The organism is Nocardioides sp. IC4_145 (assembly GCF_011250565.1).
Lineage (GTDB): Bacteria > Actinomycetota > Actinomycetes > Propionibacteriales > Nocardioidaceae > Nocardioides.
The window spans coordinates 36,129-48,330 of sequence record NZ_JAANMS010000038.1; the positions used below are offsets into that span (position 1 = coordinate 36,129).

15 protein-coding genes are annotated in these 12,202 nt (G+C 72.8%); 11 read left to right on the forward strand and 4 right to left on the reverse strand.

The annotated features are described in order from the left end of the window. The first annotated feature begins 241 nt into the window (after positions 1-241). Positions 242-1,420 carry a zinc-dependent alcohol dehydrogenase gene (locus G6553_RS15465; protein WP_166194838.1) on the forward strand — a complete coding sequence of 393 codons (1,179 nt, stop codon included), beginning with the start codon at positions 242-244 and terminating at the stop codon, positions 1,418-1,420. Then, positions 1,417-1,857 carry an SRPBCC family protein gene (locus G6553_RS15470; RefSeq protein ID WP_166194841.1) on the forward strand — a complete coding sequence of 147 codons (441 nt, stop codon included), beginning with the start codon at positions 1,417-1,419 and terminating at the stop codon, positions 1,855-1,857. Before G6553_RS15465 ends, G6553_RS15470 begins: the two co-directional genes overlap by 4 nt. A gap of 50 nt (positions 1,858-1,907) precedes the next feature. Here G6553_RS15470 and G6553_RS15475 read toward each other — a convergent pair whose 3' ends face one another. Further along, positions 1,908-2,576 (reverse strand): response regulator transcription factor, encoded by a 669-nt coding sequence (locus tag G6553_RS15475; protein ID WP_166194844.1) that lies wholly within the window; start codon positions 2,574-2,576, stop codon positions 1,908-1,910. A 116-nt stretch (positions 2,577-2,692) separates the two neighbouring features. Between G6553_RS15475 and G6553_RS21320 the strand changes: the two genes are divergently transcribed. Continuing rightward, a complete protein-coding gene (locus tag G6553_RS21320; RefSeq protein WP_242680505.1) occupies positions 2,693-2,887 on the forward strand; it encodes a hypothetical protein in 195 nt (64 codons plus the stop codon). After that, positions 2,884-3,519: a class I SAM-dependent methyltransferase gene (locus G6553_RS21325; RefSeq protein ID WP_347565743.1), complete on the forward strand. Its 636-nt coding sequence runs from the start codon at positions 2,884-2,886 to the stop codon at positions 3,517-3,519. Before G6553_RS21320 ends, G6553_RS21325 begins: the two co-directional genes overlap by 4 nt. A gap of 149 nt (positions 3,520-3,668) precedes the next feature. Here G6553_RS21325 and G6553_RS22235 read toward each other — a convergent pair whose 3' ends face one another. Together G6553_RS22235 and G6553_RS15490 are read right to left on the reverse strand one after the other, a co-directional pair. After that, the gene (locus G6553_RS22235) at positions 3,669-3,932 is read right to left on the reverse strand and encodes a CDGSH iron-sulfur domain-containing protein (RefSeq protein ID WP_347565744.1); all 264 of its coding nucleotides are present in this window, start codon (positions 3,930-3,932) and stop codon (positions 3,669-3,671) included. After that, positions 3,929-4,897: an iron-containing redox enzyme family protein gene (locus tag G6553_RS15490; protein WP_166194850.1), complete on the reverse strand. Its 969-nt coding sequence runs from the start codon at positions 4,895-4,897 to the stop codon at positions 3,929-3,931. The genes G6553_RS22235 and G6553_RS15490 overlap by 4 nt, the downstream gene beginning before the upstream one ends. A 354-nt stretch (positions 4,898-5,251) precedes the next feature. Between G6553_RS15490 and G6553_RS15495 the strand changes: the two genes are divergently transcribed. Continuing rightward, a complete protein-coding gene (locus G6553_RS15495) occupies positions 5,252-5,584 on the forward strand; it encodes an STAS domain-containing protein (RefSeq protein ID WP_166194853.1) in 333 nt (110 codons plus the stop codon). A 261-nt stretch (positions 5,585-5,845) separates the two neighbouring features. On the opposite strand, the gene G6553_RS15500 is transcribed toward G6553_RS15495, so the two are convergent. After that, positions 5,846-6,349 carry a pyridoxamine 5'-phosphate oxidase family protein gene (locus tag G6553_RS15500; protein WP_207619848.1) on the reverse strand — a complete coding sequence of 168 codons (504 nt, stop codon included), beginning with the start codon at positions 6,347-6,349 and terminating at the stop codon, positions 5,846-5,848. Positions 6,350-6,497: 148 nt separating this feature from the next. Between G6553_RS15500 and G6553_RS15505 the strand changes: the two genes are divergently transcribed. The 6 genes from G6553_RS15505 to G6553_RS15530 all read left to right on the forward strand — a co-directional run. Further along, on the forward strand, positions 6,498-7,223 hold the full coding sequence (locus tag G6553_RS15505; protein ID WP_166194856.1) for an HAD family hydrolase: 726 nt from the start codon (positions 6,498-6,500) through the stop codon (positions 7,221-7,223). A 65-nt stretch (positions 7,224-7,288) separates the two neighbouring features. Continuing rightward, entirely contained in the window at positions 7,289-9,538 is a 2,250-nt protein-coding gene (locus tag G6553_RS22240; protein ID WP_166194859.1) for a SpoIIE family protein phosphatase, read from the forward strand. A gap of 63 nt (positions 9,539-9,601) precedes the next feature. Beyond that, positions 9,602-9,910 carry an STAS domain-containing protein gene (locus G6553_RS15515; protein ID WP_166194862.1) on the forward strand — a complete coding sequence of 103 codons (309 nt, stop codon included), beginning with the start codon at positions 9,602-9,604 and terminating at the stop codon, positions 9,908-9,910. Beyond that, positions 9,907-10,299: an ATP-binding protein gene (locus tag G6553_RS15520; RefSeq protein WP_166194865.1), complete on the forward strand. Its 393-nt coding sequence runs from the start codon at positions 9,907-9,909 to the stop codon at positions 10,297-10,299. Before G6553_RS15515 ends, G6553_RS15520 begins: the two co-directional genes overlap by 4 nt. 39 nt (positions 10,300-10,338) lie before the next feature. Further along, on the forward strand, positions 10,339-11,748 hold the full coding sequence (locus tag G6553_RS15525) for an MFS transporter (RefSeq protein ID WP_207619849.1): 1,410 nt from the start codon (positions 10,339-10,341) through the stop codon (positions 11,746-11,748). 60 nt (positions 11,749-11,808) lie between these two features. Beyond that, the coding region (locus G6553_RS15530) for a hypothetical protein (protein WP_207619850.1) at positions 11,809-12,202 on the forward strand (394 nt) is incomplete at its 3' end.

A 12,202-nucleotide genomic window follows, 5' to 3' on the forward strand; every position in this document is an offset into this window, starting at 1 on the left:
ACGGGTCGCTCCGCGCGCGCGTGGCGACGGCGAGCCGAGGTCGCCGGGGCAGGGTCGAGGAGCGTCACCGTCCGCTGGTGCCCCGGCGGCGCGGTCCGCGATCTCACCCCAAAGGACGAGAGCGGCTCTCCCCCACCGACCCGCGGACGCCCCGTGTGGCCGGTGACGCCGCGGGTCACCGGACGGTCGAGACGCACCCACGGACGAACCGGCCCGCGCGGCCGGCGAGGAGGAGCACCGGATGAGAGCAGTGACCTGGCAGGGATCGCAGAACATGCAGGTGGTCGAGGTGCCGGACCCGACGATCGTCGACCCGACGGACGCGATCATCAAGGTGACCTCGACGGGGCTGTGCGGATCCGACCTCCACCTCTACGAGCCGCTCTCGCCGTTCATGACCAAGGGCGACGTCGTCGGCCACGAGCCGATGGGCGTCGTCCAGGAGGTCGGCCCCGGCGTGAAGGACCTCAAGGTCGGCGACCGGGTCGTCGTGCCGTTCAACGTCAGCTGCGGCACCTGCTGGATGTGCTCGCAGGGCCTGCACAGCCAGTGCGAGACGACGCAGAACCGCGAGCACGGCACCGGCGCGAGCCTCCTGGGCTACAGCAAGCTCTACGGCCAGGTCCCCGGCGGCCAGGCCGAGTACCTCCGCGTGCAGTTCGCCGACACGCTGCCGATCCGGGTGCCCGAGGGTCCCTCCGACGACCGCTTCCTCTACCTCTCCGACGTGCTGCCGACGGCCTACCAGGCCGTGCGGTACGCCGAGCTGCCGGACGACGGCGTCCTGCTCGTCATGGGCGCCGGACCAATCGGCGACATGGCCGCGCGCATCGCGATGCACGAGGGCCACCGCGTGATCGTCGTCGACCGGGTCCCCGAGCGGCTCGAGCGCGTCCGCGCCCGCGGCGCGGAGACCATCGACCTCGACGCCGTCGACGACCTCGCCGAGGAGGTCCGCAGCCGCACCGGCGGTCGCGGCGCCGACTCCGTCATCGACGCGGTCGGCATGGAGGCGCACGGCAACCCGGCCGCCGAGAAGGCGATCAAGGCCGTGGGCCTGCTCCCCGACGCCATCGCCGAGCCGCTGATGCTCAACGCGGGCTTCGACCGCCTCGCCGCGCTGCACGCCTCGATCGACTGCGTCCGCCGCGGCGGCACGGTCTCGCTGTCCGGCGTGTACGGCGGCGCGACCGACCCGATGCCAATGTTCCAGCTCTTCGACAAGCAGGTGCAGATGCGGATGGGCCAGGCCAACGTGCGTCGCTGGAGCGACGACATCCTGCCGCTGCTCACCGACGGCGACCCCCTTGGCACCGAGGACTTCGCGACCCATCACCTCCCCTTGGACGACGCACCCGAGGCGTACGCCAAGTTCCGTGCCAAGGAGGACGGCATGGTCAAGGTGGTGTTCCGCCCGTGAGCACCAACACCCGCCTCATCCACGCCACGCCCGAGCAGGTCTGGGAGGTGCTCTGCGACGGCTGGCTCTACCCGCTCTGGGTGGTCGGCGCGTCGCGGATGCGCGACGTCGACGAGCACTGGCCCCAGGTCGGCGCGAAGCTGCACCACTCCGTCGGCACCTGGCCGCTGCTCATCGACGACAACACCGAGGTGCTCGAGGCGCGACCGCCCTCGCTGCTGGAGCTGAAGGCGCGCGGCTGGCCGGCCGGCACCGCGCGGGTTCGGCTGCGCCTCGCCGCCGTCGGCACCGAGACCGAGGTGACCATCGAGGAGGACGTCGAGGACGGTCCCGGTCGGCTCGTGCCCAAGCCGTTGCGCGACCTCCAGCTCGGCTGGCGCAACGTCGAGTCGCTGCGCCGCCTGGCGTACGTCGTCGAGGGCCGCGTCTCGGGCTGAGCCCTCGTCCAGCTCCTGCGTCCTCCGTCGGCCGGGCCCGGTCCCGAGGCTCAGCCCTCGCGCTGGGTCCGGCCGTCGACGTGCCGGACGCGGTCGGGCTGGAAGCCGTGCTCGATGCCGAACGCCACCGCCTGCGCGCGCCGGTTGACCTCGATCTTGCGGTAGAGCGTGCGGATGTAGGTCTTGACCGTGTTGACGCCGATGTAGGCGCGCTCGCTGATCTCCTGGTTCGACAACCCCTGCGTGATGAGGGCCAGCACCTCGGACTCGCGCTGGCTCAGACCCAGCTCCTCGCCGGGCCAGCGCCCGAACTCGCCGGCGTCCTCCGCCGTGGTCTCCTCCGGCGTGACGGTCTCTCCGCGGTGCACCCGCTCGATCAACCCGACGAGGTCCTCGGCGCTGACCGCCTTCGAGAAGTACGCCGCCGCACCGTTCTCGAGCGAGCGCCGCACCAGGTCGGGCTGGACGTTCCAGCTGAAGATCACGAACCGCGCGTCGCTCCCGCGCAGCAGCTCGTCGATGTCGATCCGGTCGCCCTGCACCTGCCCGTAGGAGTCGTAGAGCACGACGTCGACGTCGCTGACGACCGGCGTGCGGCTGTCGAGCTCGACGACCTCGACCCGGTCCGCGTACGGCTGCAGCAGTGCCGCCATGCCAGCAACGACCAGCTCGTAGTCATTGACGATGGCAATGCGCACGGGGCGCGTCAGCTCGGTCATGAGTGCATCCCACCACAGGTACGCCGGGACGCCCCCGCGCGCGGACGGCACCGCATGGCCGCCGCGGCTTCGGGACACAGGGCGGGCATGTGCCTGTGCCGAGACGGGGAGCCGTCATGACCGACAAGAAGCCGGTGGACAACCGGCGTGCCCGCTACCTGATCGCCGCCGCCGTGCTCGCCCTGGTGGTCCTCGTGGGCGGCACGTTCCTCCTCATCGGGATCCTCCGCGGCGACGACACCTCGACCGGACCCGACCAGCCCACCTCGGAGCTCGTCCCCGTGCCCGCGCTGACGGGCACGCTGCGGTGAACCACCCCGGCACCGCCGTCGGTGAGCAGGTCGCCTTCGGACCCCTGACCATCACCTTCGACGAGCGCGTCCTGCGCCCCCGCCCCTGGACGGTCGGCCAGTCCGAGTGGGCAGCCGAGCTGCTGACCGACGCGCCGGCCGGACCGGTGCTCGAGCTGTGCTCCGGAGCGGGCCAGATCGGCCTGCTCGCGGTGCACGACGGCGACCGGCGACTGGTCTGCGTCGACGCCAACCCCGTCGCGTGCGCGTACACGCTGCAGAACGCGGCCGCGGCCGGGCTGGCCGACCGGGTCGAGGTCCGCAACGGCGACCTGGCCACGATGGTGCCGACCGACGAGCGCTACGCGCTCGTCGTCGCCGACCCGCCGTGGGTCCCCGCCGCGGACACCGGGCGCTTCCCCGAGGACCCGCTCCTCGCGATCGACGGCGGCGTCGACGGCCTGGTCGTCGCGATCGCCTGCGTCGAGGTCTCTGCCGCCCACCTGCTGCCCGGCGCCTCGTTGCTGCTCCAGCTGGGCAACGTCGAGCAGGTCGACGCCCTCGCCGGCTCGGTCGCCGCGCGCTGCGGCCTCACCCTCGACTCCACCCGTGTCTTCGAGCGCGGGGTCGTCGCCCGGTTCGTCCGGGCCTGAGCCCGCCTCGCAGCGACGCCGCCAGTCGACAGCTTCATCGGCTGGCCGCTGAAGCTGCTGGTGGGCCGATGAAGCTTCATCGGCCCACCGTGAGGTTTGTCGGCCGGCCGATGAAACTTCCCCACCAGCGGCCAGATCTACCGGACTCGCTAGGGCCGCAGCTTCTTCGGCAGCAGCTTGTGCGTGCCGTCGCACCACGGCTTGGTGGCGGACTTGTTGCACCGGCAGACCGCGCTGACCGGGCGGGTGGTGCGGTGGCGGTTGCCCTCAGCGTCCTCGATGACCGCGTCACCGCGCAGCAGCATCGGGCCCTCCGGGCACATCACGATCGTGGGCCGCTCCTCCACCACCGGGCGACCGGCGGTGACGTCGGACGTCGGGTCGGCGGGCTGGTCGGCAGGTTGGGCGCTCACGCGTCCACCCCCCAGCGCTCGAGCAGGTCGCGGGCCTGTCGGTCCTCGGTGTCGAGGCAGGCGAAGGCGCCCAGGAACACGTCGTCGGCCAGCGTCGGCTCCATCTCGACGAGCGGCACGCAGATGTCACGCACGGCGAGCTGCTCGTGGACGGCGTCGGCCTCGACGTGCTCGCGGTAGTACTCGACGATCTCGTCGGGGAAGCCGAGACGCTCGAGGCCCTGGGCCATCCGGCGCGACGGGATCGAGCTGGTCGCCTCGAACGCCGCCAGGTGGCCGAGCGACGCGGCACGCAGCCGCCGGTGCAGGCCGAGGAACGACTGGACGTTGTTCGACTCCAGCACCGGCACGGTCGCCTCGTCGACGTACGCGCCGTACTCCGACCGCAGGCCCGCGGCCTCGAGGCCGCGCTCGAACAGGTGCTGGTGCAGCCGGGCGGGGTTGCCGTCGCCGTACTCGTCGAACTGCAGCTCCATCAGCGCGGCCTTCGGGCCGGTGGGCAGCCGCGGGACGACCCAGGCGGAGGGGTCGGCCTCCTTGAGGTGGTAGACCGACTTCTGCCGCAGCAGCTCCATCGTCTGCGCCTCGGTCGCGTCGGTCTGGACGTAGCGCGCCATCGACGGCCCGTCGTGCGCGGCGATGTAGTCGAAGAGGTCCTTGGCGAGGTCCTCGACGCGGTCGCTGGTGCGCTCGGGCCGGTGCGCGTCGTACCGCTCCCGCAGCTCGGACTCGAGCACCTCCTCGAGGCCTGCCCGCACGCGTAGCACGTCCGGGCTCCACTCCCAGCGGTCGTCGACGTCCTCGAAGCCGCGGTAGTGCAGCTCGTACGACGCCCAGAGGGCGATCGCCCGGTCCTCGGCGTCGTCGGCGACGGCGGCGTCGAGCACGACCGCGGTGCCGGGCTCCTCGCGGAGCGCGGTGAACAGCTGCTCGCTGAGCGTCCCGCGGGCCTTCGGCAGCAGCATCAGTCCCGGCTCCCGTCGTCCTCGCGGTCCAGCCGGTGCCAGACACCGCGGCAGTCGCGGAACCCGGTGCCCGGTCCGTCCGTGATCGGGAGGTCCACCTGCGTGGGTGGCGCCGGGCGCCCGTCGGTCAACAGCGTCATGCCGCCCCGGTGACCGGCCCCGCTGCCCCGGAAACCTGTGTCGTCCACAGGCAGGAGCGCTCCGCCGGGGTAGTCCGTGACGTTCCGCAGGCGGATCTCGCCCGATCACCTGCGCAACGTCACGGACTACGCCGCCGCCGCGCGCCCCACGAAGTACCCCGAGGGGTGAGGACATCGGTTTCGGGACCGCTCGCCCCACGGATAAGGTCGGGCCATGCTCGAACGGCCATTCTCGTCCTCCCACGCCGATGGGGTCCTGACCCTCGGCGGGTCCATCGACGAGTACGCCGTCGCCGCGCTCCGCAGCGCGATCAAGGAGCACTCCGACGAGCACCGCCGTCCGCTGACCGTCGAGCTGAGCGACGTCGACTTCCTCCCGAGCGTCGCGGTCGGCGTGCTGGCCACCGGCCTGCGCCAGGCGGAGGAGAACGGTGCGGAGCTCGCCCTCGTCGCGACGCCCGGCACGATCGCCCACCGCGTCCTCGTCATCACCGGCATGCCGTTCTTCGAGGCGGTGCCGGAGCACGGCACCCCCGGCTCTGTCTGACCCGTCCGCTCGCCGGCGGCTCGGCCCCTCACCCGTCGGGGTGAAAACGACATCGGATGTGATTGCCGTCGCGGCGCCCGGGTACTTCCTGGGTGCCGGCGGTTCATCCGTAGGGGCCTTACGCAGACCCTGGTGGCTGCGGAGACGACCGCCGGCACATCTCTCCCGGATGATCGCGACGTCCGGACGGCACGAGGCCCGGCGCTCCACGAGCGCCGGGCCTCGTCGTCCGTGCGGGGCCGGTGACCGCGGCGGTCCGGGCTACAGGTCCACGGCGCCAGTGTCGGCGTCGTAGGTGTCGCCGGTCAGCTTGGTCTTGGCGAAGCTGATCAGCGAGGCGACCTTGCCGCCGGGGCTGTCCCAGTACTCCCCGTGCTCCGCCGCGACGTGGATGAGCACGGCCTGCGGGTCCTCCGGGCCGCCGGGGAGCCAGGCCTCCGCGAAGGTGTTCCAGAGCTCGCGCAGCTTCGCCTCGTCGTCGACCACGGTGGCAGTCCCGCGCAGGGCGACCCAGGAGTCGCGGGCCGAGAACGTCAGCCCGACCTGCGGCCGGGCGCGCAGGTCCTCCACGTGCTGGGTGTCGCGGGCGGTGATGAACCACAGGTCCGCGGTCGGCTCGACCTCCTGCCGCGCCATCGGGACCGACCGCAGCCGTCCCTCGGCGTCGACGGTCGTCATCATCGCGATCGGCATGTCGTCCATGAGGTCGACGAGCTTGCGCTCCTCCGCGTGCGGGGTGTCCTGGCCGGTGCTGGCGTCGCTCACGTGGGTTCCCTCCCGGTGGTCGAGCGGTGCGTACGCCGCGGGGAGCGGCGTCCTCGTGCGGTACCCCCGCCGTGGGGGCTCGCACACGGCCCGGCCGCTCGGGTCCGCGCCTGACTGCCGGCACGCCTGGCGGGGCACCGTGCATGAGATGACCACGCGAACCCCTGACTCCCCCGGCCGTCCCGAGCGCCCCGACTCGGTCGTCCTCGACCTGGACGGCACGCTCGTCGACTCGGTCTACGTCCACGTCGGTTGCTGGCGGGCCGCCTTCCGCGACGTGGGCGTCGACGTCGCCTCCCACCGGCTGCACCGCGCCATCGGCATGGGTGGCGACCGGCTCGTGGCGGAGGTGACCGACGACAGGGTCGAGCGGTCGGTCGGCGACGACGTCCGCGCGCGGCACGCGCACCACTTCGACGCGCGGTTCGGCGAGATCGTCGCCCTCGACGGCGCCGAGGACCTGCTGGAGGCGCTACGGACCTCGGGGCTCCGGGTCGTGCTGGCCAGCTCCGGGGAGCGCGAGCTGACCGACCGCCTGCTCGACCTCGTCCCTGGGACGTCGGCGATCCGCTCGACGCTGGCCGGCGACGAGGCGGAGTCCAGCAAGCCGGCGCCCGACCTGCTCTCGGTCAGCCTCGAGCGGGTCGACGCCACGCATGCCTTCGCCGTCGGGGACACCGTCTGGGACGCCGAGTCGGCGCACGCTGCCGGCGTGGCGTTCGTCGGGGTGCTCACCGGCGGGGTCAGCGCGGCGGAGCTGCGGGAGGCCGGGGCGGTCGAGGTCGTCGAGGGCCCGCGCGAGCTGGCCGAGCGGCTCGACGAGGTGCTCGCGGCGGTGGCCGAGGAGGCCGCGGGAGCAGACCGGCAGGGGTGAGCCCGGCGCGGGTCGCCGACGGGTAAAGTGGGCCCCGACCTGCTGCGACTGCCGATGGAGCCCGCGTGACCGAGACGGTGTCGCCGCACACCCCGGCGTACGGTCGCGTCGACCTCAACAACTGCGACCGCGAGCCGATCCACATCCCGGGCGCGATCCAACCCCACGGCGTGCTGCTCGCGGTCGACCCGGCCACCGGCACCACCGTGATGGTCTCCGCCAACGTCGAGGAGCTGCTCGGCGTCCCCCTCGCGGAGGCGCTCGGGCGTCCCCTCGCCGACTTCGTCGGCGACGGCGCCACCCGCGCGATCCAGCACCACGCGGAGCTCGCGACCGCCCGCGAGCCGCTGACGCTGCTGCTGCCGGCCGACGGCGGTGGCGCGCTGGCGGGCAGCACGGTCGACGTCGGCGTGCACACCTCCGGCGACCGCCTCGTGGTCGAGATCGAGTCGCTCGAGCGCGGCCGCGCCCTCCCGATGTCGTACCGCTCCGCGCGCAGCGCGATGGGCCGCCTCGCCGCGTCGACGACCGTCGACGAGCTGACCGCCCAGCTGGCGCGCGAGGTCTCCTCGATCACCGGCTTCGACCGGGTGATGGTCTACCGCTTCGACCAGCACTGGAACGGCGAGGTCGTCGCCGAGGAGCGCCGCGAGGACCTCAACCCGTTCCTCGGGCTGCACTACCCGGCCACCGACATCCCGGCCCAGGCCCGGCGGCTCTACACCGCCAACTGGACCCGGCTCATCGCCGACATCGGCTACACCCCCGTGCCGCTCCACCCGGTGCTCGACCCGGCCACCGAGGCGCCGCTGGACCTGTCGCACTCCACGCTGCGCAGCGTGTCGCCGATCCACGTCGAGTACCTCTCCAACATGGGCGTCACCGCCTCGATGTCGGTCTCGCTCATCGTCGACGAGGAGCTGTGGGGCCTGGTGGCCTGCCACCACTACTCCGGTCCGCACCGGCCGAGCCAGGACGCCCGCGCCGCGGCGGAGTTCCTCGGCCAGGTCGCCTCGCAGATGGTCGCCGAGCGGGAGCGCTCCGACCAGCGCGAGGCCGCGCTCGCCGCGCAGTCGACGCTGGCGAAGATGACCGCCCGGCTCTCCGCGTCGAGCGACGCCCCGCTCGACGGGCTCGTCGCCGACCCCGACCTGCTGCGCCTCATGGACGCCGGCGGCGTCGCGCTCTGCCACGACGAGCAGCTGCACACCGCCGGCCAGGTGCCCGACGGCGACGTCGTGCGCCGCATCGCCCGGCTGCTGCTGCGGCCCACCGGCGACGTCGTGGCCAGCGACCACCTCGCCGTGCTCGACCCCGCGCTGGCCGAGCACGCGCCCGTAGCCGCCGGGGCGCTCTGCATCGCCGCCGGCCCCGACAGCTGGCTGCTGTGGCTGCGGCCCGAGCTCGAGCAGGTCGTCGACTGGGGCGGCGACCCCACCAACAAGCTGCTCGCCGCCCAGGAGGGGCCCGAGGTCCGCCTCTCCCCCCGCAAGTCCTTCGAGAAGTGGCAGCAGGTCGTGCGCGGGCACAGCGCCCCGTGGGAGGCCTGGCAGGCCGACGCTGCGACAGCGCTCCAGACCCACGTCAACGGCCTCATGCTCCAGCGCTCGCGCGAGCAGATCGCGGTCGCGGAGTCCCTCCAGCGCTCGATCCTTCGCGAGCAGCTGCCCGAGGTCGAAGGCATCGACGTCGTCGCCCGCTACCTCCCGGCCTCGACCTTCCAGCTCGGCGGGGACTGGTGGGACGCCGTCGAGGTCGGCGGCGGCCGCGTCGCCTACGTGGTGGGCGACGTCGCCGGGCACGGCGTCAGCGCGGTCGGGGCGATGACCCAGATCCGCACCGCGATGCGCGCCTACCTCTTCGCCGGCGACGACCCCGGCACCTGCCTGGACCGCCTCGACCAGCTGATGTCGTCGCTCATCGACGAGCGCGTCGCCACCGCCCTGGTGGCCGTCGTCGACGCGGACAGCCGACGGGTCGAGCTCGTGAGCGCCGGGCACCCGCTCCCGCTGCTCTTCGACGGCGTCACCGCACGCGACGTGCCCGTCACCGCGCGACCCCTGCTCGGCCTCGGCGAGGGCCACGCCCGCGCCGCCGAGGTCGAGGTGCCGCCGGGCTCGACGCTGCTGATGTTCAGCGACGGCCTCGTCGAGCGGCGCGAGGTGGACCTGCTGGCCGCCCTCGACCTGCTGCGCGAGGCCGGCGGAACCGGCCCCGGCGACGACCCGCTCGACCGGTGGATCGACCGCCTCGTCGAGGCAGTTCCTGGCGAGAAGGACGACGACACCACCGTCCTCGCCATCCGGTTCCACTGACCCCCGCGCGTGCCGAGGGGCACGGCCGACCCGGCCGGCGACCGCCTCCGTTACGATGACCGGGTGTTGGACCGACCCTTCAGTGCGGACTATGACGAGCAGAGCCGCACCGTGCGCGTGAGCGGCACGATCGACGAGCTCGCCGGCCCCCGGTTCCGCGACGTCCTGCAGAAGTACAGCCAGGACTTCGCCGAGACCCTCGTCGTCGACCTCAGCGACGTCGACTTCATGCCGAGCCTCGCCATCGGCGTGCTCGCCACCGCCCACAAGAACATGAGGAACGCCGGGGCCGAGCTCGACCTCGTCGCCGAGGACGGGTCCGTCGCGCAGCGCGTGCTGCACGTGTGCGCGATGCCCTACCGGACCGCATGAGCACCGGCGACGTCCGGTCCTACCGGCTCCCCTTCGAGCTGGCCGCCGCCACCGCGGCGCGGCACCAGCTCCACGACTTCCTGACGCAGGCGGGCGTGCCCGACCGCATCGTCAACGACGCGGCGCTCGTGGTCAGCGAGCTGGTCACCAACGGCGTCGAGCACGGCCGGTCCGACGACGACGCCATCCACGTCTCCTGGTGGGTGCAGGACGGCATGCTGACGCTCTGCGTGCGCGACGACGGCAGCGAGGCCGAGCCGACCGTGACGCAGGTCGACATGTACGCCCCGCGCGGGCGCGGCCTCGCGCTGGTCGAGTCGATCTGCCAGAGCCTCCAGATCGACCGCTCCGAGGGCACCCGGATCACCGCCACGCTCAAGCTGGGCTGACCCGTAGCACCACGCTCCCGGCCCGCGATCACGTTCGCGGTGCTGGCCACGGCCGCGGCGTCGTTCTCGCTGCTGCAGTCGCTGATCGTGCCGGTCCTCGCCCGGATCCAGGTCGAGCTCGACACCGACCAGGCGACCGTCACCTGGGTGCTGACGGCGTACCTGCTCTCCGCCTCGATCTGCACTCCCCTGCTCGGCCGCATCGGCGACGTGGTCGGCAAGGTGCGGATGCTCGTCATCACGATGAGCGCGCTCGTCGTCGGGTCCCTCATGGCGGCCTTCGCGCCCAGCATCGGCTGGCTGATCGCGGCGCGCGTGGTGCAGGGCGCGGGAGGCGGCGTGCTGCCGCTGTCGTTCGGCATCATCCGCGACGAGTTCGGACGACGGATGCCGACCGCCCTGAGCGTGATCGCCTCGCTGACCGCCGCCGGCTTCGGCATCGGGGTGGTGGTGGCCGGGCCGATCGTGGACGGGCTGGGCTACCGCTGGCTGTTCCTGCTCCCGATGTTCGCGACCGCCGCGGCCGCCGTCGCCGCCCTGCTGTTCGTGCCCGAGTCGCCCGTGCGCACCGCCGCCCGGCTGCCGGTGCTGCCCGCGCTGCTGCTCAGCGGGTGGCTCGTCTCGCTGCTGCTGGCGCTGAGCAAGGGCAACGCGTGGGGCTGGGCGTCCGGCCGCGTCCTCGGCCTGCTCGCTGCTGCGGTCGTGCTGCTGGTCGCCTGGGTCCGCACGGAGACGCGCGCACCGGTGCCGATGATCGACATGCGGATGATGCGCCGGCGCGGGGTGTGGACGACCAACCTCGTCTCCGGCTTCGTCGGCTTCGGCATGTTCGCGTCGTTCGGCTTCCTGCCGCAGTTCCTGCAGACCCCCGAGGAGGCCGGCTACGGCTTCGGCGCGACCATCTCGGAGTCGGGGTGGCTGCTGCTCCCCTCCGCGGTCGCGAGCTTCCTCGTCGGGTTCGTCACCGCCCGGCTCGTGCGGACGCTCGGCGCCCGGGTGGTCGTGGTGACCGGCGCGCTCGCCGCGGCGGCGACGTACTTCTCCATGGCCCTGCTCCACGACGAGACCTGGCAGCTGTACGCCGCCACGACCGTCCAAGGCCTCGGCTCCGGCCTGATCTTCTCCAGCCTCGCCGGCGTCGTCATCGCCTCGGTGCCGCCGGAGCAGACCGGCGTCGCGAACGGGATGAACGCCAACATCCGCACCATCGGAGGCGCCGTCGGGTCGGCCGTCATGGCCGGGATCGTGACCGCCCACGTGTTGCCGAGCGGCATCCCGGAGGAGCGCGGCTACACCCTCGGCTTCGCCGTCATCGGCGTCGTCATGCTGCTCGCCGCGCTCGCCGCAGCCTTCATCCCGGACGTCCGGCACCTCGGCGGGCCTGCCGTTCCTCAAGACGACCACAAGGTTGTCCCCTCCCGCCACAAGGTTCCCTCAACAGAGGCCTGATCGGCCGAGACCGCTGCGACGCTTCTTCCACCAAGCTCCCTCCTTCGGAAGAAGACCTTCGTGCGCAACCGCATCGCCCCGCTCGCCGCCCTCGCGGCGGCCGCCGTCGTCGTCCCGGTCGTCAGTCTCGCGCCCACCTCGGTGGCGGCGCCCAGCACGGACCAGGTGTGCGCCCCGCTCTCGTCCGGGAAGATCGACACCAAGGGCGACCCGATGGCGGTCACCGTCCACGCCCCTGCCGGGAAGATGATCGTCGGCTACTGCGTGAAGGCCGGCAGTGCTCAGCAGGGCAACGGACCGGTCACGGCGGATCTCGGGAAGCCGGTTCACACCCTCACCATCACGCACCCGTCGGGCAAAGCGGTGTCGCACTACTCCGTGCGCTACGGCACCATCGTGTCGCCCGCGCCCACCACTCCGGCGCCCACCACCCCGGCGCCCACCACTCCGGTGC